22 protein-coding genes are annotated in these 25,800 nt (G+C 73.1%); 14 read left to right on the forward strand and 8 right to left on the reverse strand.

The features are described from left to right. Window positions 1–128 precede the first annotated feature (128 nt). The 3 genes from F8279_RS06855 to F8279_RS06865 all read left to right on the forward strand — a co-directional run bounded on the left by F8279_RS06855 (window position 129) and on the right by F8279_RS06865 (window position 2,727). On the forward strand, window positions 129–827 hold the full coding sequence (locus tag F8279_RS06855; protein WP_091427668.1) for an HAD family hydrolase: 699 nt from the start codon (window positions 129–131) through the stop codon (window positions 825–827). 22 nt (window positions 828–849) lie between these two features. Further along, window positions 850–1,635 carry a DUF4184 family protein gene (locus F8279_RS06860; RefSeq protein ID WP_091427512.1) on the forward strand — a complete coding sequence of 262 codons (786 nt, stop codon included), beginning with the start codon at window positions 850–852 and terminating at the stop codon, window positions 1,633–1,635. A 390-nt stretch (window positions 1,636–2,025) separates the two neighbouring features. Continuing rightward, a complete protein-coding gene (locus F8279_RS06865) occupies window positions 2,026–2,727 on the forward strand; it encodes a hypothetical protein (RefSeq protein ID WP_091427515.1) in 702 nt (233 codons plus the stop codon). Between the two features lie 12 nt (window positions 2,728–2,739). Here F8279_RS06865 and F8279_RS06870 read toward each other — a convergent pair whose 3' ends face one another. The 3 genes from F8279_RS06870 to F8279_RS06880 all read right to left on the reverse strand — a co-directional run bounded on the left by F8279_RS06870 (window position 2,740) and on the right by F8279_RS06880 (window position 3,846). After that, a complete protein-coding gene (locus tag F8279_RS06870) occupies window positions 2,740–3,021 on the reverse strand; it encodes an SCO0607 family lipoprotein (RefSeq protein WP_225853164.1) in 282 nt (93 codons plus the stop codon). Between the two features lie 70 nt (window positions 3,022–3,091). Further along, a complete protein-coding gene (locus F8279_RS06875; protein WP_013287312.1) occupies window positions 3,092–3,367 on the reverse strand; it encodes a hypothetical protein in 276 nt (91 codons plus the stop codon). A gap of 47 nt (window positions 3,368–3,414) precedes the next feature. Beyond that, a complete protein-coding gene (locus F8279_RS06880) occupies window positions 3,415–3,846 on the reverse strand; it encodes a hypothetical protein (RefSeq protein WP_091427520.1) in 432 nt (143 codons plus the stop codon). A 396-nt stretch (window positions 3,847–4,242) separates the two neighbouring features. Here F8279_RS06880 and F8279_RS06885 point away from each other — a divergent pair, with 396 nt between their 5' ends. Genes F8279_RS06885 through F8279_RS06900 form a run of 4 tightly spaced genes read left to right on the forward strand, consistent with a single transcriptional unit; the run spans window position 4,243 to window position 8,580 of the window. After that, window positions 4,243–5,526 (forward strand): ABC transporter substrate-binding protein, encoded by a 1,284-nt coding sequence (locus F8279_RS06885; RefSeq protein ID WP_091427524.1) that lies wholly within the window; start codon window positions 4,243–4,245, stop codon window positions 5,524–5,526. Beyond that, a complete protein-coding gene (locus F8279_RS06890; RefSeq protein ID WP_091427526.1) occupies window positions 5,523–6,524 on the forward strand; it encodes a carbohydrate ABC transporter permease in 1,002 nt (333 codons plus the stop codon). Before F8279_RS06885 ends, F8279_RS06890 begins: the two co-directional genes overlap by 4 nt. 1 nt (window position 6,525) lies before the next feature. Further along, window positions 6,526–7,362 carry a carbohydrate ABC transporter permease gene (locus F8279_RS06895; RefSeq protein WP_013287308.1) on the forward strand — a complete coding sequence of 279 codons (837 nt, stop codon included), beginning with the start codon at window positions 6,526–6,528 and terminating at the stop codon, window positions 7,360–7,362. 9 nt (window positions 7,363–7,371) lie between these two features. Continuing rightward, window positions 7,372–8,580 (forward strand): ABC transporter ATP-binding protein, encoded by a 1,209-nt coding sequence (locus tag F8279_RS06900; RefSeq protein ID WP_013287307.1) that lies wholly within the window; start codon window positions 7,372–7,374, stop codon window positions 8,578–8,580. A gap of 79 nt (window positions 8,581–8,659) precedes the next feature. Here the strand turns inward: F8279_RS06900 and F8279_RS06905 are convergent, their stop codons facing one another. Together F8279_RS06905 and F8279_RS06910 are read right to left on the reverse strand one after the other, a co-directional pair. Beyond that, window positions 8,660–9,763, reverse strand: a complete 1,104-nt coding sequence (locus F8279_RS06905; protein WP_151499411.1) for a winged helix DNA-binding domain-containing protein — start codon at window positions 9,761–9,763, stop codon at window positions 8,660–8,662. A gap of 198 nt (window positions 9,764–9,961) precedes the next feature. Continuing rightward, window positions 9,962–10,453 carry a GNAT family N-acetyltransferase gene (locus F8279_RS06910; protein WP_151499412.1) on the reverse strand — a complete coding sequence of 164 codons (492 nt, stop codon included), beginning with the start codon at window positions 10,451–10,453 and terminating at the stop codon, window positions 9,962–9,964. Window positions 10,454–10,538: 85 nt separating this feature from the next. On the opposite strand from F8279_RS06910, the gene wrbA reads away from it, so the two are divergent. After that, entirely contained in the window at window positions 10,539–11,156 is a 618-nt protein-coding gene (gene wrbA, locus F8279_RS06915) for an NAD(P)H:quinone oxidoreductase (RefSeq protein WP_151499413.1), read from the forward strand. Between the two features lie 66 nt (window positions 11,157–11,222). Here wrbA and F8279_RS06920 read toward each other — a convergent pair whose 3' ends face one another. Beyond that, window positions 11,223–13,139, reverse strand: coding sequence for a chorismate-binding protein (locus tag F8279_RS06920; RefSeq protein WP_151499414.1), 1,917 nt, complete (start codon window positions 13,137–13,139; stop codon window positions 11,223–11,225). A gap of 260 nt (window positions 13,140–13,399) precedes the next feature. On the opposite strand from F8279_RS06920, the gene F8279_RS06925 reads away from it, so the two are divergent. The 3 genes from F8279_RS06925 to F8279_RS06935 all read left to right on the forward strand — a co-directional run bounded on the left by F8279_RS06925 (window position 13,400) and on the right by F8279_RS06935 (window position 17,875). Then, window positions 13,400–14,770 (forward strand): FGGY family carbohydrate kinase, encoded by a 1,371-nt coding sequence (locus tag F8279_RS06925; RefSeq protein ID WP_091427538.1) that lies wholly within the window; start codon window positions 13,400–13,402, stop codon window positions 14,768–14,770. A gap of 121 nt (window positions 14,771–14,891) precedes the next feature. After that, entirely contained in the window at window positions 14,892–17,456 is a 2,565-nt protein-coding gene (locus tag F8279_RS06930) for a nitrate- and nitrite sensing domain-containing protein (RefSeq protein WP_225853165.1), read from the forward strand. Window positions 17,457–17,461: 5 nt separating this feature from the next. After that, window positions 17,462–17,875: a roadblock/LC7 domain-containing protein gene (locus F8279_RS06935; RefSeq protein ID WP_198937722.1), complete on the forward strand. Its 414-nt coding sequence runs from the start codon at window positions 17,462–17,464 to the stop codon at window positions 17,873–17,875. A gap of 46 nt (window positions 17,876–17,921) precedes the next feature. Here F8279_RS06935 and F8279_RS06940 read toward each other — a convergent pair whose 3' ends face one another. Beyond that, window positions 17,922–19,415: a GH1 family beta-glucosidase gene (locus F8279_RS06940; RefSeq protein WP_151499415.1), complete on the reverse strand. Its 1,494-nt coding sequence runs from the start codon at window positions 19,413–19,415 to the stop codon at window positions 17,922–17,924. 851 nt (window positions 19,416–20,266) lie between these two features. On the opposite strand from F8279_RS06940, the gene F8279_RS06945 reads away from it, so the two are divergent. Then, window positions 20,267–23,164 carry a glycoside hydrolase family 48 protein gene (locus F8279_RS06945; RefSeq protein ID WP_192580644.1) on the forward strand — a complete coding sequence of 966 codons (2,898 nt, stop codon included), beginning with the start codon at window positions 20,267–20,269 and terminating at the stop codon, window positions 23,162–23,164. A gap of 288 nt (window positions 23,165–23,452) precedes the next feature. Here the strand turns inward: F8279_RS06945 and F8279_RS06950 are convergent, their stop codons facing one another. Beyond that, window positions 23,453–24,142, reverse strand: a complete 690-nt coding sequence (locus tag F8279_RS06950; RefSeq protein ID WP_091427543.1) for a DUF3159 domain-containing protein — start codon at window positions 24,140–24,142, stop codon at window positions 23,453–23,455. Between the two features lie 93 nt (window positions 24,143–24,235). Between F8279_RS06950 and F8279_RS06955 the strand changes: the two genes are divergently transcribed. Both F8279_RS06955 and F8279_RS06960 read left to right on the forward strand, forming a co-directional pair. Beyond that, on the forward strand, window positions 24,236–25,117 hold the full coding sequence (locus F8279_RS06955; RefSeq protein WP_151499417.1) for a phosphatase PAP2 family protein: 882 nt from the start codon (window positions 24,236–24,238) through the stop codon (window positions 25,115–25,117). A gap of 6 nt (window positions 25,118–25,123) precedes the next feature. Further along, window positions 25,124–25,795: a maleylpyruvate isomerase N-terminal domain-containing protein gene (locus F8279_RS06960; protein WP_151499418.1), complete on the forward strand. Its 672-nt coding sequence runs from the start codon at window positions 25,124–25,126 to the stop codon at window positions 25,793–25,795. The last annotated feature ends 5 nt before the right edge of the window (window positions 25,796–25,800 follow it).

A 25,800-nucleotide genomic window follows, 5' to 3' on the forward strand; every position in this document is an offset into this window, starting at 1 on the left:
TGCCGTCGGACCAGGGATTCCGCAGTCGGGTAGCCGCCGGTAACGGGCCGCCGACCGGATAATCCGCGTGGCCCGTCCGGCGACCCGGCAGTACGGTGTGCGAGGTCCGCGAGGGGGAGGGGGACGCGATGCCGTCGCGCCGGGACGCCGCCGTGCTGGTCTTCGACGCCGACGACACGCTCTGGGAGAACAACGTCCTGTTCGAGCGCGTCATCGACGACTTCCTCACCTGGCTCGACCACCCCACGCTGGACCGGGCCCGGATCCGCGCGGTGCTCGACGACATCGAGCGCGCGAACGCCGTCGCGCACGGCTACGGCAGCAAGGTCTTCCTGCGCAGCCTCGGCGAGTGCCTGGAGAAGCTGCGCGAGCGTCCGGCCACCGCGCGGGAGCGCGCCGAGATCGAGCAGCTCGCCGCCGCGCTGGTCGGGCACCAGGTCGAGCTGATGCCGGGCGTGGCCGAGACGCTCGACGACCTGGCCGGGCGGCACGAACTGCTGCTGCTGACCAAGGGCGAGCGCGAGGAGCAGCAGCGCAAGCTGGACGCGTGCGGGCTGCTGCATCACTTTCGCGCTGCGCACATCGTGCCGGAGAAGGACGCGGACACGTACCGCTGGCTGGCCCGCGAGCACGCCTTCGACCCGGCCGCCTCCTGGATGATCGGCAACTCGCCGCGCTCGGACATCCTGCCCGCGCGGGCCGCCGGGATGAACGCGGTCTTCATCCCGAACGAGAACACCTGGGTGCTGGAGCACGACGAGCTGGACCCGTCCGACCAGCGGGTGATCCGGCTGGCCGCGTTCCCCGACCTGGTCCAGCACTTCTGAGCGGGCCGGTAACGTCCGGGACGTGCCGCTGACCTTCCCGTCGCACCTGGCGCCGGTGCTGCCGCTGAAACTGTGGCGCCCCGGCTGGTTCGACGGGGTGGCGCTGTGCACCGGGGCGGTGGCACCGGACGTCGCGTACCTCTTCACCGGCACGTCGCTGGCGCTGGACCTGCGGACGCACACGCTCGGCGGCCTGCTCTGGTGGTGCCTGCCGGTCGCCCTGGGGTACGCCTGGGTGGTGCGCCGCGTGGTCGCCGGCATCGCGGTGCACCTGCCCGCGCAGCGCTTGTTCGGCTGGCCCTGGTACGCGACGCTGGCCCGGGTCCGCCACCCCTGGCAGGTCACCGTCTGCTCGGCGCTCATCGGCGCCTTCAGCCACGTGGCATGGGACCGGGTCAGTGACAGCGAGCGGCTGCCCCGGCTGCTCGGCGTCGCCGACTTCCACGCCCTGACCGGCGTGTACTGGTACCAGTTCGCGGACGCGGTGGCCGGGCTCGGCGGCGGGCTGCTGGTTGTCGTCCTGGCCGTGCACGAGGCCCGTCGCGGCCTGCGGACCGACGGCGTACGCGAACCGGCGCCGGAGGCGAACCCGAACGTGTTCTGGCGGGTGGCGCTGGCGGTCACCGGGCTCGGTGCGCTGGTGATGCCCGCGCTGCCGGCAGCCGGCGTGCCCGCCCCGGCGGGCGTACGGGCGCTGCACGTGGTCGCGCTGGCGCTCGTCGCCGGGGCCGTGGCGGCCCGGAGCGTCCCGCCGCGGCCGGCCGGGCGCAGTCCGCGTCTCGAAGTCGAACAGCGCGAAACCGGCTGACCCCGTTACGCCGACATGCCGCAATTCCGCATAGACATCAATCACAAGCGCAGTCGCCGGTCATCGCTTGTCCGGCCTGCGCGGACGCGCCTAACCTGAGCCGGCGCCCACGCCTCGTCGGGGTGAGACGGGGGCGCACCGGAGTCCGGTGGTAAGAGCACCGTGGAGCTGAGTGCGGGCAGACCGGCTCGCCGTGCGGAGCCCGGCGGAAGGCGTCGTGCCACGCCTGCCGCGTTCCCGCGGCGCAGACCGCTACCCAACCGGACGGCCGGGGTCAGGGCCGGGGAGTTGCGGACCCGGTCCTGACCCGTCCGGCCCCCCTTCACCGCCTGACGGATTCCGGGTGGGACGCCTCTGGTGCGCGGGCCGGTCACGGAGCGACACTGAGTCATGACACATCAGCGCGTACCGCTGCTCGCCGGCCTGGTCGTGCTGCTCGCGGCGGCCTGCACGGCGACCGGCCACGACGGCGCGTCCCCGGCGCCCACCCCGACGGTCGCGGCGGCGTCGCCGTCGGCCGCGACCGAGGCGCCGGAAGCCACGCCCACCCCGCCCGTGCCGACCGAGGCCGCGTCGACCGCCGGCTCCTGGCACGTCACCTGGGGCTGGGCGGTGCCCGGCGGGCCGGTCCGGGTGGCCCACCGGGTACGGGTGCCGGTCACCCCGCCGCCCGGTGAACCGCTGCCCGTCCTGGTGGCGGTCGACGTCGGGGACCATCCGGCGGAGGGGTTCAGCCGGATCACGTTCGCCTTCCGCGGACCCACCCCGTCCTACGAGGTCGCCTACGTGCCGCAGGTGGTGACCGAGGGGCGGGGCGCGCCGGTCGCGCTGCCCGGCACGGCGTACCTGTCGGTGCGGTTCGACCCGGCCCAGGCGCACGACGCCCGCGGCGGCGGGACGGCTGACCTGCCACCGGCGGCGATCCGCTTCCCGACGCTGCGTGGGTGGGCCGTGGCCGGCGACTTCGAGGGACACCTCAGATTCGGGCTCGGCCTGCGGCCGCCCGAGGGCGGCCGGCTGCCGGTGCGGCTGGGGGAGGGCGACCGCCCGGACGGCACCCACGTCGTCTCGGTCGACGTGCGCCGGAGCTGAGGCGGGCCCGCGTCAGCGGTCGATGATGTTGTTGTTCTCGTCGATGCCGTGGGTGCGCCAGTAGACGTCCCACTCGTCGTCGACGTGCTTCGGCACCTTGCCCTCCGGGTAGCGCACGTACGGCGGCGTCGGTTCCTCCCCGTCCGGCACGCACGCGCTGCCGCCCTGCGGGCCGACCGCGATCACCGGGTACTCGTCACCGCCGCAGACGCTCTGCCGCAGGGAACAGCCGGTGGTCGCCATCAGCCCGGCCAGCCCGAGCACGGCAAGAACGATCATGATTCGAGTTCGCACGGGAGAATTCTCGTCGCCCCGGGCGGGCCCGCCATCGGTACGCGTACTCAATTCCCGTGCCGGCGCCGGCTCAGGTCAGCTCGCCCCGCACGATCGCCACCGCCACCCGGCAGAACTCGTCCATGTCCGGCTGGAACCCGGCCGCGATGTCCGGGTGCAGGCCGGAGCGGGTCTCGTCGAGCAACCGACGGCAGACGTCCTCCACCGGCTCCCCCGCGTAGCCGGCGCGGACCCGGTCGGCGGCCGCCTGCAGGGCCGAAGTCAGCTGATCCTCCAGCGGGCCGCGCAGCTTCTGCTGCACAGGGTCGAGCCCGCTCGGATCGAGCGTGACATGTGGCTCCGACATCGGCACTCCCTTCCTCGGCGTCCGCGGTACCCCACCGCGGACGTCGGTCAAACCAGCGTCGGTACGGCCGACACCCGGACCAGATACGAGAACTCCTCCGCCGGCTCCTCGACGTACGACAGCCGGCGGATCTGCCGGTCGTCGGCCCAGAGCGCGACGTCGACCAGCACCCCGAGGTGGGCGAGACCGATGGTGGAGACCCGCTTCTTGTCCTGGAGCACCGCGCACACGCCGCCCAGCAGCGTGCTGGCGTCGGAGGTACGGTGCCCGGGCGGACAGCGCAGGGTCAGGTCCACCTCGACCGGCCCGGTCAGCGGGGTCCACCCGGTGCGCTGGGCCGCCGTGCAGGCGGCCTGGAGCAGGGTGCGGACCCTCGTCGCCTGCCGGTGCCCGGCAGCGAAGATGGACAGGGCCTCGGTCTTGACCGGGGGCAGGCCGCTCACCTCGAACGTCAGGGCGAGAGCGCGGGTGTCCTGCACGACGGCACCTCCTCGGGGGAATCCTGCCCAACCGGGGAACGGGCGCACGGCACTTCCCGTCAGAACCAACCGATCGGGCGGGCGATGGGGGACGGCCGGAGGCGCATCGGCGTCGACGGCGACGCGCCGGCTACGGAGCCAGTCCCACGCTAGTGCAGACCGCTGACGCTGGGTAGCCTCGCCGTTTCACTACGTGGGACGAGCTGTCGGTCGTCCGGACCGGTTCGTGCCGTCACCGTCACATGTCCGTGATGTTTCGCTCCGTCGCAGGTCGGGCACGTTCAGCCGCACGACACGCCCGGGGCGTCGGGCGATCGGGCCGATGCCCCGGTCGTCTCGCCGTGCACCGGGGCGCGGGTCACTCCCCGGTTCTTCGCCGAAGAGAGGGGGAGGGTGATGACGAGAGTCCCCGACACGGCCGCACGGCGGCCGGCCGGACGCGCGGCGGCAGCGGCCGCCGCGCTCGCGCTGGTGGCCCCGCTGGCCGCCTGCGGATCCGGCGGCGACGGCGGCGTCCCCACGATCAACCTGTACTACCCGCCGGAGCAGAACCTGCAGAAGGTCGTCGACACCTGCAACACGCAGGCGCAGGGGCGGTACCGGATCGACTACCGGGTGCTGCCGCGCGAGGCCGACGAGCAGCGGGTGCAGATGGTGCGGCGGCTCGCCGCGCAGGACAGCGGGATGGACGTGCTCGGCCTGGACGTCACGTGGACCCAGGAGTTCGCCAGCGCGAAGTGGATCCGGGAGTGGACCGGCCAGGACAAGGCCGAGGTCGAGCAGGGCACGCTGGCCGGCCCGCTGGACACCGCCCGGTACGAGGACAAGCTCTACGCCGCGCCCAAGAACACCAACGTGCAGCTGCTGTGGTACCGGTCCGACCTGGTGTCGCAGGCGCCGAAGACCTGGGACGAGATGATCTCCGCCGCCCAGCAGCTCAAGGAGCAGGGCAAGCCGTACCAGGTGCTCACCATGGGCGCCCAGTACGAGGGCCTCGTGGTCCTCTACAACACGCTCGCCGAGAGCGCCGGCGGCAAGATCCTCAGTGACGACGGCAAGAAGGCGGAGATGGACGCCGGCGCGGTGCGCGCGCTCGACCAGCTCAAGAAGTTCGCCACGTCGGGCGTGACCTCGCCGTCGTTCAGCAACGCGCTGGAGGACCCGGTGCGGCTGGAGTTCCAGTCCGGCAAGGGCGCGTTCCAGGTGAACTGGCCGTTCGTCTATCCGGCGCTCCAGGAGGCAAACCCCGAACTGGCGAAGAACGTGAAGTGGGCCCGGGTGCCGGGCGTCGAGCCGGGCACCCCCAGCAAGGTCACCATCGGCGGGGTCAACCTGGCGGTCAGCAGCTACTCGAAGCACCCGGAGGAGGCGTTCGAGGTGGCCCGCTGCCTGCGCAACGCCGAGAACCAGAAGTTCTCCGCCGTCAACGACGGCGTGCCGCCCACCATCGAGGCCGTCTACGACGACCCGGAGATGACCGAGGCGTACCCGATGAAGGAGACCATCCTGGAGGAGCTCAAGGAGCCCGCGGTGCGTCCGCTGACCCCGGCGTACCAGAGCATCTCCACGGTGATGTCGGCGATCCTGTCGCCGCCGTCGGCGATCCGGCCCGAGCAGACCGCTGACGAGCTGCGCAAGGCGATCTCGGACGCGCTGGAGTCCAAGGGAGTTCTGCCATGAGCGTGAACGCCACCCCGGCCGGCGCGCAGGCCGCCGCCGAGGCCGAGGCCGAACAACCCGGCGGCCGGCACGCCGCCGTACCGGAACAGCGGTCCCGGCGCGGCTCCCGTGCCCCGCTGAGCGACAACAAGCGCGCCGAGCGGCGCCTCGGCTGGCTGCTGTGCGCGCCGGCCGCGCTGGTCATGGTGCTGGTCACCGCGTACCCGATCCTGTACTCGGTCTGGCTGTCGCTGCAGCGCTTCGACCTGCGCTTCCCCGACGAGCGGGAGTTCGTCGGGCTGGAGAACTACGTCACCGTGCTGACGAACGACTTCTGGTGGACCGCGTTCGGGGTCACCGCGCTGATCACCGTGGTGACCGTCGCGGTCGAACTGGTGCTCGGCATGGGCCTGGCGCTGATCATGCACCGGACGCTCGTCGGCCGGGGCATCGTCCGCACCGCCGCGCTGATCCCGTACGGCATCGTCACCGTGGTCGCGGCGTTCTCCTGGCGGTACGCCTGGACGCCGGGCACCGGCTACCTGGCGAACCTGTTCGACGGCAGCGCCCCGCTCACCGAGCGGGCCAGCTCGCTGGCGATCATCATGCTGGCCGAGATCTGGAAGACCACCCCGTTCATGGCGCTGCTGCTGATGGCCGGGCTGGCCCTGGTGCCGGAGGACCTGCTCAAGGCGGCCTCCACCGACGGCGCGACGGCGTGGCAGCGGTTCACCAAGGTGATGCTGCCGGTGATGAAGCCGGCCATCCTGGTCGCGCTGCTGTTCCGCACGCTCGACGCGTTCCGGGTCTTCGACAACATCTTCGTGCTCACCAACGGCGGCAACGAGACGTCGTCGGTGTCGATGCTCGCCTACAACAACCTGATCCGGGGCCTGAACCTCGGCATCGGCTCCACGATGTCGGTGCTGATCTTCATCACCGTGGCGATCATCGCCTTCGTGTTCGTGAAGCTGTTCGGCACCGCTGCCCCCGGCAGCGACGATGGGGAGAGGCGCTGACATGGCAGTGGAAACCACCACGCGGGCGAAGCTGCGCTGGGGCCTGCTGGACGTCGTGGTCGTCGTCTTCGCGCTGGTCCCCGTCCTCTGGATCGCCTCGCTGTCGTTCAAGACGCCGGCCACGCTCACCGACGGCAAGTTCTGGCCGCGGGAGTGGACGCTGGACAACTACCGGACCATTTTCGACACCGACCAGTTCGTCCGCGCCCTGGTCAACTCCATCGGCATCGCGCTGATCGCCACCGCGATCGCGGTGGTGCTCGGGACGATGGCCGCGTACGCGATCTCCCGGCTCGACTTCCCGGGCAAGAAGCTGCTGGTCGGCGTCTCACTGCTGATCGCGATGTTCCCGCAGGTGTCGCTGGTGTCGCCGCTGTTCGAGATCGAACGGCAGCTCGGGTTGTTCGACACCTGGCCCGGGCTGATCCTGCCGTACATCACGTTCGCGCTGCCGCTGGCGATCTACACGCTGTCGGCGTTCTTCAAGCAGATCCCGTGGGACCTGGAGAAGGCGGCGAAGATGGACGGCGCCACCCAGGGACAGGCGTTCCGGCGGGTGATCGCGCCGCTGGCCGCGCCCGGCGTGTTCACCACGGCCATCCTGGTCTTCATCTTCTGCTGGAACGACTTCCTGTTCGCGATCACGCTCACCTCGACCGAGCGGTCCCGCACGGTCCCGGTGGCCCTGCAGTTCTTCACCGGTGAGTCGCAGTTCGAGGACCCCACCGGAGCGATCTGCGCCGCCGCCGTGGTGATCACCGTGCCGATCATCCTGTTCGTGCTCTTCTTCCAGCGCCGCATCGTCTCCGGTCTGACCTCCGGCGCAGTCAAGGGATAGGTGGTAGCAATGGCCGACATCGTGCTGGACAAGGTGAGCAAGCGGTTCCCGGACGGGACCACCGCCGTACAGGACGTCGACCTGGAGATCGCCGACGGCGAGTTCGTGATCCTGGTCGGCCCGTCCGGCTGCGGGAAGTCCACCACGCTCAACATGATCGCCGGGCTGGAGGACATCAGCTCCGGTGAGCTGCGCATCGGCGGCGAGCGGGTCAACGACAAGGCGCCCCGGGACCGCGACATCGCGATGGTCTTCCAGTCGTACGCGCTCTACCCGAACATGACCGTCCGGGAGAACATGGCGTTCCCGCTGCGGCTGGCGAAGATGGACAAGGAGACCATCAACCAGAAGGTCGACGAGGCGGCGAAGGTGCTGGAGCTGACCGCGCTGCTGGACCGCAGACCGGCCAACCTCTCCGGCGGCCAGCGGCAGCGGGTGGCGATGGGACGGGCCATCGTCCGCCAGCCCAAGGCGTTCCTGATGGACGAGCCGCTGTCGAACCTGGACGCGAAGCTGCGGGTGCAGATGCGCACAGTGGTGTCCCGGCTGCAGAAGCAGCTCGGCACCACCACCGTCTACGTCACCCACGACCAGACCGAGGCGATGACGCTCGGCGACCGGGTGGTCATCATGCGGGGCGGCGCGGTGCAGCAGGTCGGGCCGCCGCAGGAGCTGTACGACCACCCGCGCAACCTCTTCGTCGCCGGGTTCATCGGCTCGCCCTCGATGAACTTCGTGCACGCCGTCGTGGAGGACGGCCGGCTGCGGACGGCGCTCGGTGACGTGCCGGTCGGCGACCGGATCCGCCGCGAGCTGGAAGGCGGCGACGCGCCCCGGGAGCTGATCCTGGGCATCCGCCCGGAGCACTTCGAGGACGCTGCGCTGATCGACGACGAGACCCGCCGCCGGGGCATGGAGTTCGAGGCGCCGGTCGACATCGTCGAGTCGATGGGCTCGGACAAGTACGTCTACTTCACCGTCGAGGGGGAGCGGGCCACCGCCGCCGAGCTGGAGGAGCTGGCCGCGGACACCGGTGCGGCGGACTTCGCCGGTGCCGGGTCGAACCTGGTCACCCGGCTGTCGGCGGAGTCGCCGGTACGCGAGGGCGAGTCGCGCCGGGTGTGGTTCAACCTGGAGAAGATCCACCTGTTCGACCCGGGCAGCGGCCGCAACCTGACGCTGCACGAGGGCCGCTCCGCCGGAGCGCTCGCCGACTGACCCCGGGATGCGGGCGAAGGGCCGGTGGCGGTGCGCGCCGCCGGCCCTTCGGTCTGCTCGCGCCCGGGTGCCCGCGCTGTCACCAGGAGTGGCGCAGCTCCAGCCCGAGGAAGCGGGCGTACCCGGTCAGGGCCGCCTCCACCCGCTCACGCAACGCGGCGTCGAACGGCACGAGCTGCTGCACCTTCACGGTCACCGCCCTCGCGCCCAGCGTCCGCGTCCAGGTGCCGACCACGCGCCCGCCGCGCACCACGGTCGACCGGAACATCCCGTTGTTGCCGGGGACCACCGCGGCGGCGTGCGCCGGGTCGAGCATCAGCGACCGGTCCTTGAAGCCGAGCAGGTATTCGTCGAAGCCGGGCAGCGTGTGCAGGTCGTCGACCGGGGCGCGGGGCGCGTCGAGCAGCGCGGCGTCGACCACCGCGGGCTCGCCGTCGACCTCGACCGGGGCGAGCAGGTCACCGGCCAGTGTGATCGCCCGCGTCGCGTCGGTGACGGTCAGGCCCGTCCACCGGGCCAGCTCGTGCCGGGTCACCGGCCCGTGGCCGCGCACGTAGCGGTGCGCCAGCAACGCCAGCGCCTCGTCGCGCTCCGGGCGGTGCGGGTCGGGCGCCCACTCGTCGAGCAGGGCGAACGTCTGCTCCGTGCCGACGTGCGGGGCGATGCAGGCGACGCCGCGCTGGCTGGCGTACCAGAGCAGGTGGTAGCCGCGCTGGCCGTCCGTGTCCAGCCCGGCGGCGCGCAGCGCGGCCAGGCACTCGGCGCGGGTGAGCCGGCCGCCGCCGGTCAGCGCCGCACCCAGCACGTCGCAGGCCCGTTCACCGTCGTCGACGGTCAGCCCGAGCTGCCGCCACCGGCCGGCGATCCCGGCGAGCGTCCGCACGCCGGTCAGCTCCAGCATCCACCGCGCGTCGCGCGCCGGGACCAGGTGCACGGTGCCGCGCATCGGCCAGGTGCGCAGCGCCTCGCGTCGCTCCAGCGCCGCGCGCACGTCGTCCTGGGTGGCGCCGGGCAGGCGTACGCCGAGCGACCACAGCCCGCTCGCGGCGTCCTGTGCCTGCATGGCGCCGAACCACTCGACCACGTCGGCGACGCCCTCGGGGCGGGCGGTGGGGTGCGGGCGCAGCAACAGCCCGGTCATGCGCAGCGCGAGCGCCTCGGCGCGGCTGAGGCGTACGGTCACGGGCGTCAGCCTAAGCCCGGGGTACGACATCGCCCCTGATCGCGCTGCGCCGGCCGCGCTGCCGACGGAGCGCGATCCCCCGTTCAGGTTCCCGGCGCGGGGCGGCCGACATGGCCGGCGCCGATTCGACCAGGATCCCCGTTGAGCTGGGCCGAGAAAGCGTTTTCGCGCGGAACTTGCGCAAATCTTGAGCCTCACTCAGTCGAGGCGCCGGTGCATGACGAGCAGATCGACGTACCCCCGGGTGGGGTGCCGGAAGCCCTCCGGCACCCGGCCGATCACCTCGAAGCCCAGCGACCGCCACAGCTCGACCGCCCGGGTGTTGGTGGCCACCACGGCGTTGAACTGCATGGCCCGGTAGCCGTCGGCCCGGGCCGCGTCGAGCAGGTGCGCGGCCAGCGCCCGGCCGACGCCGCGCCCGGCGGCGGCCGGGGCGACCATGAACGAGGCGTTCGCCACGTGGTCGCCGGGGCCGCTCTGGTTGGGCGCCAGCTTGGCCGAGCCGAGCACCGCGCCGTCCGGCGCCACCGCGACCACCGTCCGCGCCGGCGCCGGCGGCATCCAGAGCCTGCTGGCCTGCTCCTCCGTCACGTCGCGGGGCCAGGTGTACGTCTCGCCGGCCGCCACGATCTCGCGCAGGAACGGCCAGATCAGCGGCCAGTCGGCGGGCGTGGCGGTGCGGATCTCCACCCGGAGAGCATGCCACGCCCTGAGTTTGACGGAACAAGTAACGGGTAGTCGCCGGAGCTGACCCGAGACGAGGAGGGAACGTCTGATGGATGGCCAGGTCAAGGTCGCGGTGATCTATTACAGCGCGACCGGCATCACCTACCAGATGGCGCAGGCGGCGGTCGAGGCGGCGGGGGAGGCCGGCGCCGAGGTGCGTCTGCGCAAGGTACGTGAGCTGGCGCCCGACGAGGCGATCCGCTCCAACTCCGGCTGGCAGGCGCACCGGCTGGAGACCCAGGACGTGATGGAGGCGCAGCCGGACGACCTGTCGTGGGCCGACGTGATCATCATGGGTTCGCCGACCCGGTACGGCATGATCGCCGCCCAGCTCAAGCAGTTCATCGACACCACCGGCCCGCTCTGGGCCGCTGGCGCGCTCGCGGACAAGGTCTACAGCGGGTTCACCTCGACCGCCACGTCGCACGGCGGACAGGAGGCGACTCTGCTGTCGCTGTACACGGTCTTCTACCACTGGGGTGGCATCGTGGTGACCCCCGGCTACACCGACCCGAGCCAGTTCGTCGCCGGCAACCCGTACGGCGCGTCGCACACCAGCAACAACGGGGAGGTCGCCCCGGACCAGGTGGCACTGTCCGCCACCGCGCTGACCGCCAAGCGGGCCGTGCTGATGGGCGCCGCGCTGAAGCGGGGCATGGCCGGCTGACCCGACTGGCGACCGGTGGCCGGACGAGGGCTCTCGAACCCGTCCGGACCACCGGTCGCCAGTGCCCTACCCGCGATCGGCCGCTCCATGCGCGCTCAGCGCCGGCCGGTCCAGCAGGTGCCCGAGCAGGTCCGCCAGGACCCTCGTGCCGTCCTGGCTCAGCACCGACTCGGGGTGGAACTGCACCCCGGCGAAGCCCGCGCCGCGCAGCGCGTGCACCGCGCCGTCGGCCGGGTCGCGGGACACCTCGACCGGGCCGTACGGACCGGCCACCCGGTCGGCGCCGGCGAGCGCGGTGAAGCTGGCGTAGAACCCGACCCGGCGGGTCGTCCCGAACACCGGCACGTCCCGCGGCAACCCCTGGTACGGCGCGTCGCGGCGGTGCAGCGGCAGGCCCAGCAGCCCGGCGAGCAACTGGTGGCCCAGGCACACGGCGAGCGTCGGCCGGCCGGACGCGAGCAACTCGGTCAGCAGTGCCCGCAGCGCCGCCATCTTCGGCGCGGCCGTGTCCCGCGGGTCACCCGGGCCGGGGCCGACCACCACCAGGTCGTAGCCGTCCAGCGGGCCCGGGTCCGGCCAGTCCCGCCGGGTCACCGCCAGGCCCAGCGCGCCGAGCTGGTGGGCCAGCATGCCGGTGAACGTGTCCTCGCCGTCGACGATCAGCGCCCGGCGCCCGGCCAGCCCGCGCAGCGCGATCGCGCCCGGCTCCCGCTGCTCCAGCCAGAACCGGGCCAGCGGGGCGTTGCGGGCGGCCAGCGCGGCGCGTACCTCGGGGTCGTCGGCGTACCGGACGACCGGCTCGGTCGCGGAGCGCGGCGCGTCCGGGCCGAGACCCAGCGCGGCCAGCACACCGGCCGCCTTCGCGTGCGTCTCGGCCACCTCCCCGGCGGTGGTGGAGTGCCGGACCAGCGTGGCGCCGACCGGCACCCGTAGCGCGCCCTCGGGGGAGATCTCGGCGGTACGGATCAGGATCGGCGCGTCGAGCGTCTGCCGGCCCTGCTCGTCGCGGCCCAGCAGGGCGAGCACCCCGGCGTAGTAGCGCCGGCCGGTGCGCTCGTGCCGGGCGATCACCCGGCAGGCGTTCTCCATCGGGCTGCCGGTGACCGTGGGCGCGAACATGGTCTCCCGCAGCACGTCGCGCACGTCCCGGGAGCAGCGCCCGGCCAGCAGGTACTCGGTGTGCGCCAGGTGCGCCATCTCCTTCAGGTACGGCCCGACCACCTGGCCGCCGTGCTCGGCGACCACGGCCATCATCTTCAGCTCCTCGTCCAGCACCATGTACAGCTCCTCCACCTCCTTCGGGTCCTGCAGGAAGCGCAGCAGCGCGGAGCGGTCGACGGTCTCGCCCCGGTGCCGGAACGTGCCGCTGATCGGGTTCATCTCGACCAGCCCGTCGGCGACGCTGACGTGCCGCTCCGGGCTGGCGCCGACCAGGATCCGGGTGCCGGTGTGCACCAGGAACGTCCAGTACGCGCCCCGCTCGCGCAGCAGCAGCCGGCGCAGCGCGGCCAGGGCCGCGGCCAGCGGGTCGCCCTGCACGGTGGCGAGCATGGTGCGGTGGATGACGAAGTTCGCCCCCTCGCCCCGGCCGATCTCGTCGGCCAGCACCCGTTCCACGATCGCCGCGTACTCGTCGTCGGCGATGTCGAAGCCGGCGTCGCGGGTGCGCACCTCGGCGTCGGGCAGGTCGTCGAGCAGTTCGGCCAGGGGTATCCGCCGATGCGCCTTGACCGCCAGGAACTCCAGCGGCAGGCCGTCGTCGACGCACTCGAAACCGCGTTCGGTGACCTGCCGGAACGGCACCAGGGCCAGCGTGTGCGGACCGGCGCCCTCGGGCAGCGGCAGGTCGGCCAGCTCGTCGGCGGTGCGTACCGGGCCGGTGAACAGGTCGACGTGGTCGGCGCCCTCGCGGCGGACGAGCGCGAACGGGCCGGGGTCGCGGCCGGCCGCGACGGCGGCGAGCGGGTCGGACAGGCGGGTCATCGGGTCTCCTCGGTGGGCCGGGTGGCCGCCGGTGAAGGCGACCCGGGATGCCGGGGGAGACCGGCGGCCGCCTCGTCGGGCGGCCGCGTGGGGAAGCTACGCGCGGGGGTGGGCCGCCGGGTCGGCGGGCCACCAGCAGGACAGGTGCGCGGGCATGACGGTCACTGTACGCGATCGACCGGCACCGTGGAACCCGATCGCGCGGCACCGGGTACGGATCTTGGCGTGGCCGCCGGTCGCGCCGGGTAGGTTGACCGGCGATGGACATTCTCGCTCTGGATCTGGGCACCTCCTCGGTGCGCGGCCTGGTGCTCGACGCGGACGCCGTGCCGCGCCCGGGCGCGCTGGCCCGGCGCCGGGTGCACCTGGTCACCGGGGACGACGGCAGCGGGACGCTCGACGGCCAGGCCTATCTGGCGTGCCTGGTGGAGTGCCTGGACGAGCTGGCCGCCGGTGGGCACCTGCGGGACGTGGACCTCGTGGCCACCTCCGCGCAGTGGCACTCGGTGCTGCCGTTGGCGCCCGACGGCACACCGTCGGGGCCGGTGCTGACCTGGCTGGACACCCGGCCGGAGCCGCCGGCCGGAGCGACCGGCCCGGCCGACCCGGCGGACTTCCACAGGCGTACCGGCACCTGGTGGCACCGCTGCTACTGGTCGGTGCGGCTGCCCTGGCTGCGCGAGCGCGTCGACCGGTGCGCACGCTTCACCGGGCTCGCCGACTACGCGCTCGGCACGCTGCTCGACGAGGCGCCGATGTCGATCTCGCTGGCCTCCGGCACCGGGCTGCTCGACCTGCGGCGCATGGACTGGGATCCGGAGGCGTGCGAGCTGGCCGGCGTACGCCCGGATCAGTTGCTGCCGCTGGCCCCGGACGGCTGGCACGGCCGGCTGAACGCGGCGTACGCGCGGCGCTGGCCGCAGCTGGCGGGCGCGCGGTGGGCGGCGCCGGTGGGCGACGGCGCGGCCGCCAACGTCGGCTCGGGCTGCGTCGACCCGACCCGCGCGGCGGTGACCGTCGGCACCTCCGCGGCGGTCCGCATGATCCAGGCCGTGCCGGCCGGCGCGGAGCCGCCGCCGCTGCCCGAGCAGCTCTGGCGGTACCGGGTCGACCACAACCACGTGGTGACCGGCGCGGCGTACTCCAGCGGCGGCAACCTGTTCGCCTGGGCGGCGCGGGAGCTGCGGCTGCCGGAGGGATCGGAGCTGGAGGCGGCGCTGGACCGCGTCGCCGGTTCGGTGCGTGCGAATCCCCGCTTCGGCGGCGACCGGCCGCCGGGTGTCGCCCCGGCGGGCTCCGGGGAGCTGCGCGGACTCAGCTTCGGCACCACGGCCGTGGACATCCTGGCCGGGCTGATGGGCGGACTGTGCCGGCTCGTCGCCGACGACCTGACGCTGCTGGAGGCCGGTATCGGCGAGCCGATGGAGGTGGTCCTCGGCGGTGGGGCGCTGACCGCCTCGCCGTGGTGGCGCGGGGCGTTCCTCGACGTGCTCGCTCCCCGCCGGGTGTGCTGGCAACGCAACCCGGAGATCGGTGCGACCGGCGCCGCGCTCGTCGCGCTCGGCCGGGTCGCGGAGGCGGACGAGATCGCCGGGATCGGCCGGACGGGCGAGGCCGCCTCGCACGCGTGACCGTCCACCCGCGGTGCTGACCGTCCTGGTCATGCCGTCCGGGCGGCCGTTGACACCGACCGACGGCCTGATTGGATGGACTCCGCTCCCCGACGTGGTGGGGCGGGACGAGGAGGCAACCGTGGGCGCAGGTCCCGACCCGGTTCGCGGCGCGGCCCCTCAGCCGCACCGGCGGCGCTCCGGGTTCCGGCTGCGGGACTGGCGGATGGGCACCAAGCTCGCCACGGTGCTGGTGATCCCCTCACTGGCGTTCCTCGTCCTGGCCGGCATCCAGACCCGGGGTCTGGTCGGGCAGACCACCACGCTGAGCGCCTTCGCCGAGCAGGTCGGCATCGGCCGGCAGATCTCCACCGCCGTCGACCGGCTCCAGCACGAGCGGGACCGCACGGCGGGCGAACTGGCCGCGCTGCGCCGCGCCGGCACCGGCGCCGACCGCGACGCCGCGGTCGCCGCGCTCAAACCGCTTCAGGAGGCCACCGACCGGGCGATGGGCGAGCTGCGCGCCGCGGCCGCGCCGCTGGCCGACGCCGACGCCGCCTGGCGGGTCTCCTACTCCGAGGCGCTCGAGGCGTACGACCAGGTGGTGAACATCCGGGCGGCGGTGGCGCCGGCGGTGCTCTCCAGCGACACCGTGCTGGGCAACTACCACCGGTCGATCGCGGCGCTGCTGAGCCTGCTGGCCGAGCCGTCCCCCGGCGGCGGCCGGCAGGAGCTGACCGAGGCGGTGCTGCGGTACGCGCAGCTGTCCCGGGTCAAGGAGCTGTCCTCGCGGATCCGCGCGGAGCTCTACGCCGCCGCCCGGTCCGGCCGGTACGAGCCGGACGACCAGGTGACACTCAGCGACCTGCGGGCCCAGCAGCTCACCGCGCTCGGCGCGTTCCGGGTCGCGGCGACCGCCGACCAGATCCGCCGCTACGACCGCACGTCTGTCGACCCGGCCTTCGTCGCCGCCACCCGGATGGAGGAGCGGACGCTGCCCGGCGGCGGCGACGCGAAGCCGGCCCTGCTCGACGCGACCCAGTGGTGGGCGGCCAGCGAGCAGCGGCAGGAGCTGTTCCGCCAGCTGGAGAGCGAGATCGTCGCCGACGCGGTACGCCAGGCCGACGACGCCAGCGCCCGTCAGCTGCGCGACACGCTGCTGGTGGCCGGCGCGATCGCCACGGTGCTCCTGGTGGCGGTGCTGATCTCACTGCTGGTCGGCCGGTCGGTGGCCCGCGCCATGCGGCAGCTGCGCGGTCAGGCGCTGCGGATCGCGCAGGTGGACCTGCCGCTGACGCTGGAACGGCTGCGCACCGTGGACCGCCCGGTCGGCGCGATCGACGTGCCGCCCTCGGTGATCGACTCGCAGGACGAGATCGGCGAGCTGGCAGAGGCGTTCGTGGCGGTGCACCGCAGCGCCGTCGACGTGGCGGTCGAGCAGGCGATGATGCGGCGCAACGTCAACGCCATGTTCGTCAACCTCGCCCGGCGCAGCCAGGTGCTCGTCGAGCGGCAGCTGGAGCTGCTCGACGACCTCGAACGCGAGGAGAGCGACCCGGACCAGCTGGAGAACCTGTTCAAGCTCGACCACCTGGCCGCCCGTATGCGACGCAACGACGAGAGCCTGCTGGTGCTGGCCGGCACCGAGTCGACCCGTCGGTGGAACCGCCCGGTGGGTCTGGGCGCGGTGCTGCTCGCCGCGAGCGCGGAGATCGAGCAGTACCAGCGGGTGCGCCACGAGAACCGGACCGACCTGCACGTCGTCGGGCACGCGGTGGGCGACCTGGTGCACCTGTTCGCGGAGTTGCTGGAGAACGCCACCGCCTTCTCCCGCCCGGACACCGCGGTGCGGGTGCTCGTCGAGCCGGACGGCCGGGGCGCGCTCGTGCAGATCGTCGACGAGGGGCTGGGCATGAGCCCGTCGGCGCTGGCCGAGGCGAACGCGGTGCTCGCCGAGCCGCCGGCCGCCGACGTGTCGGCCTCGGAACGGATGGGCCTGTTCGTGGTGAGCCACCTCGGCGCCCGGCACGGCGTACGGGTGTGGTTGAGCTCCGGCCGGGAGGGCCTGGTGGCCCGGGTGCGGATCCCGGTCGAGCTGCTGGCCGAGGCACCCGCGCCGGAGGCGGGCCAGCCGGTGCCGGCCCGGCTCGGGCGCGGGACGGAGCAGCCGATGCTGACCGGTCCGGTCACCGCCTCCGGTGCGCTCGCCGCGGCGACCGCCGAACTGCCGGTGGCCGGATGGCGGCCGGCGCCGGGCCGGCCCGCGGCGCTGCCGATGTCCCCGCTGACCGGGCGGCCGCTGGGTGACGGGACGGATGCCGGTGCGCCGGCGCCGCCCGCCGCGCCGGTGACCGCGCCGCGTCCCCGCCCGGGACGGGCCGAGGACGTGCTCACGCCGGACGCCGGCGCGGCGGGCGGCGGGTGGTTCAGCCGGCAGGGTCCGGCCGCGTCGGCGCTGGGTGTGACGCCGGCGCCGGCGGCGACGCCGGTGACCGGAGGGACGAACGAGCGGGGCCTGCCGGTACGCGTGCCGATGGCCCAGCTCACCTCGGCTGCCCCGGCCGACCGTCCGGTGGTGCGGCACGAGCCGGACCCGGAGGCGGTCGGCGGCATGCTGTCGCGCCTCTACAGCGGGGTGCGGCGGGCCGAGGCCGAGGAGACCACCGAGATGTACCTGCCGCGCGATGAAGGAGGACGACGACAGTGACGACGTTGAGCCAGGAGGCACGCGACCTGAGCTGGCTGGTGACCGCGTTCGCCGAGCGGGTTCCGGGGGTGGCGCACGCGGTGGTGGTGTCCTCCGACGGGCTCCTGGTGGCGATCTCGGCGCATCTGCCCCGGGACCACGCGGACAAGCTCGCCGCGGTGACCTCCGGCCTGATGAGCATCACCGCGGGCGCGGCCCAGATGTTCGACGGTGACGTCGTCAAGCAGACCGTGGTGGAGATGGGGCGCGGCTACTTCCTGGTGATGCAGATCCGGGACGGCTCGATCCTGGCCACGCTGGCCGGGGCGGACGCCGACATCGGCGTGGTCGGCTACGAGATGGCGCGGCTGGCCAAGCAGGCGGGCGAGATGCTCACGCCGGCGTTGCGCGCCGAACTCCAGCAGGCGCTGCCGCGCTGAGGCGGGCCGGTGCCCGGCCGGCATCGCGCCGGCCGGGCACCGTCGCCTACAGGCCGTTGCGGCGGATCACGTCGCGGTACCAGTGGGCGCTGCGCTTGAGCACCCGCCGCTGGCTGGCGTAGTCGACGTAGACCAGGCCCCAGCGCTGCTCGTATCCCTCGGCCCACTCGAAGTTGTCCAGCAGCGACCAGACGTGGTAGCTCTCCAGCGGCACCCCGTCGCCGATGGCCCGGTGGGCGGCGGCGAAGTGGTCGCGCAGGAAGGTGACCCGCCCGGTGTCGTCGACGTTGCCGTCCGCGCCGGGCACGTCCGGGCAGGGCAGGCCGTTCTCGGTGATGGTGATCGGCACCCGGCCGTAGTCGCGGGTGACCCGGGTCAGGATGTCGTACATGCCCTCCGGGTAGATCTGCTGCCACTCCGCCTCGGAGGTGGGCCACTTGCGGACCGTGCCGCCGTCGGCGGTGACGTAGATCGGCGTGTAGTACTGCACGGCGAGGAGGTCGACCGGGCTGGAAATGATCTTCAGATCGCCGTCGCGGACGCCGCGGACCATCCGGCTGTCCGGGCCGAGGTCGTCCAGCACATCCTGCGGGTACGCGCCCTTGAAGATCGAGTCGAGGTAGAGGCGGTTCTCGTACCCGTCGTAGAGGCGGGTCGCGGTGGCCGACTCGGCGGAGTCGTCGGCCGGGTAGCAGGGGTGCAGGTTGAGCGCCGGGCCGATCCGGCCGGTGACGCCGGAGGCGCGCAGCGCCCGCACGGCGAGGCCGTGGGCGAGCTGGAGGTGGTGGGCGACCAGGTACGCCGCCTCCTCGTCCTGGAAGCCCGGCGCGTGGTGGCCCCAGATGTAGCCGTTCTGCACCACCGTCTTCGGCTCGTTGACGGTCAGCCAGACCGGCACCCGGTCGCCGAGGGCGCGGAACACCACGTCGGCGTACTCGGCGAAGCGCTCGGCGGTGTCCCGGTTCTCCCAGCCGCCGGCGTCCTGGAGGGCCTGGGGGAGATCCCAGTGGAACAGCGTGGCCATCGGCGCGATGCCGCGCTCGTGCAGCCCGTCCAGCAGGCGGCGGTAGAAGTCGAGGCCGCGCTGGTTCGGGCGGCCGGCGCCGTCGGCCTGGATGCGGGGCCAGGAGATGGAGAACCGGTAGCTGCGCAGCCCCAGCTCGCGCATCAGGTCCAGATCCTGCGCGTACCGGTGGTAGTGGTCGGCCGCGACGTCGCCGGTGTCACCGTTGCGGATCCGGCCCGGCGTGTGGCTGAAGGTGTCCCAGACGGACTCACCCCGCCCGTCCTCCTTCGCGGCCCCCTCGATCTGGTACGCCGAGGTCGCCGCCCCCCAGGCGAAGCCGTCCGGGAAACGCAGCCCGCGGTCCGGCTCCGGGTCGGTGGTGCGCTCGGGCGGGCTGTCGCAGCCGCCGAGCGCGACGGTCGACGTGGCGATCCCGGCCGCGGTGGCGCCGGCGAGCCCGGTCCGGGCCGCGCCGGCCGCGGTCGCGGACAGGGCGGCGCGGCGGAGCAGGCGCCGTCGGGTGAGTAACGACATGAGGTTTCTCCTCGGAGTGACGGGCCGCCTGGGCCGGGAGCGCTCCCATCATAGCCAGGGAGCGGCCGGCCCCGATCCGGCGGTCGCGGCGAGGTGCGGCGCGGCCGGCGGGCGGCCGGAAGTGGGTGGCGGGGGCGTCGCTCGGGAACGTCGCTCGCGGCGGCGTGAGCGGCGAGGGGTGGGGTGGATAGCGAGAAAGGCCGTCCGGGTGGCGTGACACGCCTGTCCCGTCGGCCTCTTTTGCCGTCGACAACGGGGGTTTAGTGTGGGGACGGGGGAGGGCAACCCCCGTCCCCACCGATGGTGCACACACGCACGAAGTGGAATTGGCGTCCGTCGTGCGCGTCGCGCGGGAGCCGGGCCACGCGAGTGGCTCTGGTTCCACCTCCCTCCGTCTGGCGGGTGGCGGCCGACGGCGGCGTCCGGGCTGGTCCGCCGTCGGCCTCTGGCCGACGCGCCGGGCACGGGTGTACCCGGCGATCCAGTACTTGCATCTCCGTCGATGGAAGCGCTCCCATCGGCGATGCTGCGACTGTAACGCTCGTCACGGGTTTGGAAAAGCCCCTAAACGAGATCGAAACATGGAAGCGCGTATCTGCGCTGGCCGTTGTGGTGGGAGCGCTTCCATGTCACACTCTCGTCACGCCACGCGGAGCCAGTGAACGCGAGCGCGGGCCGCCGAGGGCACCCGGTGACGAACCGGTGCGGCGCCCCGATCCCCGGCACGGCCGGGACGACCACCTTTCCGGACGCCTCCGTCCCCCCGCGTACGCCATGTCGGCGCGTGGAGGCGCCCCGCCGGGGCCCACGGTCCCGGCCCGGTCCGAGGAGACACCGCCCACATGAGACTTCTGGCCAGACGTCGCCGCACGGCGATGGTCGCCGCCACCGCCCTCGTCATAGGCGGGGTGGCCCTGCCCGCGGGCGCCGCGCAGGCCGCACCCGCCTGCGACGTGACCTATGCGACGACCGACTGGAACAACGGGTTCACCGCCAACGTCACCATCAAGAACCTGGGCGACGCGCTGAACAACTGGTCGCTGAAGTTCGCCTTCCCGAACAGCAGCCAGCGCGTGGTTCAGGGCTGGTCGGCCCGGTGGAGCCAGTCCGGCAGCGAGGTCACCGCGACGAACGAGTCGTGGAACGGCAGCCTGCCCGCCGGCGCGTCCACCAGCATCGGCTTCAACGGCAGCTTCAGCGGCAGCAACCCGAAGCCCACCGCGTTCACCCTCAACGGGGTCGCCTGCAACGGCGCGCAGACCAACCAGCCGCCGACGGTCTCCCTGAGCGTGCCGTCCGGCCCGTTCGAGGCGCCGGCGGACGTCCCGCTGACCGCGACCGCCAGCGACGCCGACGGCACCATCAGCAAGGTCGAGTTCTACCGCAACGGCCTGCTGGTCAACACCGACACCACCGCGCCGTACGGCTACGACCTGCTGGACCTGCCGGCCGGCAGCTACACAGTGCAGGCCAAGGCGTACGACAACGCCGGCGGCACCGCCGTCTCGGAGAAGTCGTTCACGGTGACCGCGGCGAGCGGGCCGAGGCTGGTCGCCAACCCGTCGGCGGTCACCGTCGCCGAGGGCGGCAGCGCCACGGTCCGGTACACGCTCAGCGCGGCCCCCACCGCCAACGTGCCGGTGACCCTCGCCGTCACCGGTGACAGCGACATCACGGTCTCGCCGTCCACGCTGACGCTCACCTCGAGCAACTGGAGCACCGGCGTCACCGCCACGGTCTCCGCCGCGGAGGACTCCGACACGGTCGGCGGCACCGCCACGATCACCGCGTCGGCCACCGGCTACGCCCCGATCTCCGTCGTCGCCACCGAGGCGGACAACGACACCCCCGGCGGCGACAACGCCTACATCAAGAAGTTCCTCGACCAGTACGGCAAGATCAAGAACTCGGGCTACTTCAGCCCCGAGGGCGTGCCGTACCACTCGATCGAGACGCTCATCGTCGAGGCGCCCGACCACGGCCACGAGACCACCTCGGAGGCGTTCAGCTTCTGGCTCTGGCTGGAGGCGCAGTACGGCCGGGTCACCCAGAACTGGGCCCCGTTCAACAACGCCTGGACGGTGATGGAAAAATATATTATTCCGAATCATTCAGACCAGGCGACGGCCGGCTCGCCCGGCACCCCGCAGTACGCCGCCGAGCACAACCTGCCCAGCCAGTACCCGTCGGCGCTGGAGGCCAGCGTCCCGGTCGGCCAGGACCCGCTGCGCTCGGAGCTGCAGTCCACCTACGGCACCGGTGACATCTACGGCATGCACTGGCTGCTCGACGTGGACAACACCTACGGCTTCGGCCGCTGCGGCGACGGCACCACCCGGCCCGCGTACATCAACACCTTCCAGCGGGGCACCCAGGAGTCGGTGTGGGAGACCGTGCCGCAGCCGTCCTGCGACACGTTCAAGCACGGCGGCCCCAACGGCTACCTGGACCTGTTCGTCAAGGAGTCCAGCGCCCCGGCGAAGCAGTGGAAGTACACGAACGCCCCGGACGCCGACGCGCGTGCCGTCCAGGCCGCCTACTGGGCGCTGACCTGGGCCAAGGCGCAGGGCAAGCAGGCCGACGTGGCGGCCACCGTGGCGAAGGCCGCCAAGATGGGCGACTACCTGCGCTACGCGCTGTTCGACAAGTACTTCAAGAAGATCGGCAACTGTGTCGGGGCGTCCACCTGCCCGGCCGCCAGCGGCCGTGACTCGGCGCACTACCTGCTCTCCTGGTACTACGCCTGGGGTGGCGCGTACGACACCTCGCAGAACTGGTCGTGGCGGATCGGCTCCAGCCACAGCCACTTCGGCTACCAGAACCCGTTCGCGGCCTGGGCCATGACCAACGTCGCGGAGCTGAAGCCGAAGTCGCCGACCGCGGTCTCCGACTGGCAGAAGAGCCTCGACCGGCAGCTGGAGTTCTACACCTGGCTCCAGTCCGCCGAGGGCGGCATCGCCGGTGGCGCCACCAACAGCTGGGACGGCAGCTACGCCCAGCCGCCGGCCGGCACCGCCACCTTCTACGGCATGTTCTACGACGTCGACCCGGTCTACAACGACCCGCCGTCGAACCAGTGGTTCGGCATGCAGGCCTGGTCGATGCAGCGCATCGCCGAGCTGTACCTGGAGACCGGCAACGCGAAGGCCAAGGCGCTGCTGGACAAGTGGGTGCCGTGGGCGATCGCCAACACCACTGTCGGCACCAACTGGTCGATCCCGTCGGACATGAAGTGGACGGGCCAGCCGGCCAACTGGAACCCGAGCAGCCCGCAGCCGAACACCAACCTGCACGTCGAGGTGACGGTCAAGGGCCAGGACGTCGGCGTCGCCGGCGCCTACGCCCGCACGCTCATCGCGTACGCGGCCAAGTCCGGCAACACCGCGGCGAAGGACACCGCCAAGGGCCTGCTGGACGCGCTCTCCGCGTCCGCCGACAGCAAGGGCGTCTCGACGCCGGAGAAGCGCGGCGACTACAAGCGCTTCGACGACGTCTACAACGCCGCCGACGGCCAGGGTCTCTACGTCCCCAACGGCTGGACCGGGAAGATGCCCAACGGCGACGCGATCGCCCCGGGCAAGAGCTTCCTGGACATCCGCTCGTTCTACAAGAACGACCCGGACTGGCCGAAGGTGCAGGCGTACCTGGACGGCGGTCCCGAGCCGGTCTTCAACTACCACCGGTTCTGGGCGCAGGCGGACATCGCCATGGCGTACGCCGACTACGGCACCTACTTCCCGCAGGGGTGAGGTGACCCCTCCTCCGCAGGCGGGTGAGAGCCCGCCTGCGGAGGAGGCCGACCCGGCCGATGGGGGAACGGAGCGGCCGGGTCGGCGAACGGCCTGACGCCCACGGTCAGGCCGGGTGGGCCGGCCGTCCGGCCGACGCAGCGGACCGGCCGGCCCACCACTCCGCCCGGCGACGACCCATGGCGCGAAAAGGCACGGAAAATTCAGCGGTCCACGGGATCACATCCGGGCCCTGGACGGAGTAACGTATTTGACGGAGAGGCCGCTCCCCCCGTGGCGGCCTCTCCATTATTCTGTGCGCGCCGCCACACCGTCCGCGTCCGCCGGGTCCACCGGGTGCCGCAGCCCCGGATGGCCGGCCGGCAGCGAGCGCCGGATCACCACCCAGCTCCCCGCCAGCGCCGCCGCGATCACCGGCCAGGTCAGCGCCGCGCGCGCCACAGTCAGCGCGACCACCTGCCCGTACAGCCACAGCGGCACGAACACCGCCACCCGCAGCACGTAGCTGGCGGTCCACACCCAGCTGGCCCGGCCGTACGCCCGCAGCAGCGCCGGGTCGCGCCGCCACCGGGTCCGCTGGCCCAGCGCCGTGCCGGCCACCACACCCAGCAGCGGCCACCGCACCACGATGCTCACCGCCCAGGCCAGCGCGCTCGCCGCGTTGGCGGCGATCTGGAGCAGGAAGAAGTCGGCGGCCCGGCCGGTGCGCAACGCGACGAGCGCGGCCACGCAGACCGCGAGCAGCCCGACCAGCACGGAGCGGGGACGGTCGCCGCGCCGCCACCGCCAGCCGGCCACCGCCGTGCCGGTCAGCACCGCCGCGAGCACGCCGCCGCCCAGGCCGCCGAGCACCCAGCCGAGCCCGAACGCCAGCGGGGGAAGAGTCGCGTCCACCGCCCCGCGCCGGCCGCCGAGCAGGTCGGCCAGCGACTCCGGCCGCGGCCCGTCCTCCGGTTGCCGCTGTGGCGTGCCGGTCACGCGCCACCTCCTCGAAATCGCCCGCCTCACCGTACGCCGCCGCCGATGGCGCTCCGCCGCGCGCCGGAGCGGGCCTACCGTTAAGTTGTCCGGGTGCGGGAGACGGCGAGGGGTTGGACGGCGGTCTGGTTGGTCGTACTGGCCCTGATCCAGACAGCCGCGTTCGGGCTGGTGTGGCGCTTCGCCGTACACACCGAACTGGGCCAGTGGCTGGACACGGTGGCGCTCACCGGCAACCGGATCGGCCAGGATCGCATCGACGATCCGGTGGACACACTCCTCAACGCGATGTCGGTGGTGTCGCTGCTGGCCGCGACCGCGGTGATCGGCTTCATCGCGCTGATCCGGGGGCGCAAGGCGCTCGCCGTCACCGCGACGCTGCTGATCGCCGGGGCCAACGTGACCACGCAGCTGCTCAAGCACTACCTGCTCCGTCCCGACTTCGGCATCGACCCGGAACGGGCCGCCGCCGGTAACAGCCTGCCCAGCGGGCACACCACGGTGGCCGCCTCGGTGGCGGTCGCGCTGATCCTGGTGCTGCCGCGCAAGCTGCGGGTCGCCGGGGCGTTCCTCGGCGCCGGGTACGCCGCCGCCGCGGGCGTCGCCACGCTCTCCGCCGGCTGGCACCGGCCCAGCGACGCGGTCGCCGCGTACCTGGTGGTCGGCGCGTGGGCCGCTGTCGCCGGGCTGGTGCTGCTGTTCTTCCAGCGGGAGCAGGCGGTGGTGGAGCCGGGCGACGCGCACCGGGTGGCCGGCGCCGTGCTCGCCGGCACCGGCGTGGTGGCCCTGCTGGCCTCCGCGGTGGCGCTGTCCTGGCTCGTCGACCGTTCCACAGTCCCCGTCCAGGCGCTCGGCCGCCGTCCGCTGTTCATCGGGTACGCGGGCAGCGCGGCCGGCATCGCCGGCACGATCGCCGTGGTGGCCGCGCTGGTGCTGGTCGTGGTGCACCGGCTGGTGCCCCGCTGGAAGGGCTGACCACCGGTGCAGACCGTACGGGCGGCGTTCCGGGCCGAGTGCGAACGCCTGGAACGGGTGCTGCGCGAGCTGGACGATGCGGCGCTGGACCGGCCCACCCCGTGTCCGCCCTGGCGGGTACGCGACCTGATCGCGCACGTGAGCACCGGAGCCGGGCGCCTGGCCGGGATGCTCGCCGAACCCGCGCCGCCCCGGGCCGAGGTCGACGCCGCCGCCTACTTCGGCGCGGCCAAGTTCAGCCCGCCGGTCGACCGGGACCGCGTCGACTCGGCACGCCGGGCCGCCCGGGAGCACCCGGGCGCGGCCGAGGTGGCGGGGGAGTTCGGCCGGGCCTGGCGCGCCACCGACGAGGCGGTCGCCGCCGCGCCGCCCGGCCGGGTGGTGCGCACCCGGCACGGTGACGCGATGGCGCTGCCGGAGTTCCTGCGTACCCGCGTGGTGGAGGTCGCGGTGCACGGCTTGGACCTGGCCGACGCGCTGGACCGGCCGCCGTGGCTGACCCCGCCCGCGGCGGCCGTGGTGGTCGGCGTGCTCACCGGCGGCGCGCCGGTGCCGCAGGGCCTGCGCTGGGACGCGCTCACCGTGCTGCGCAAGGCCACCGGGCGGCTGCCGCTGACCGGCGACGAGCACGCCGAACTGGCCCGCGCCGGTATCAGCCGGCTCGCGTTCGGCGGCTGATCTCC

It is taken from the genome of Micromonospora sp. AMSO1212t (genome assembly GCF_008868145.1).
In the GTDB taxonomy this organism is placed as follows: Bacteria; Actinomycetota; Actinomycetes; order Mycobacteriales; family Micromonosporaceae; genus Micromonospora; species Micromonospora tulbaghiae.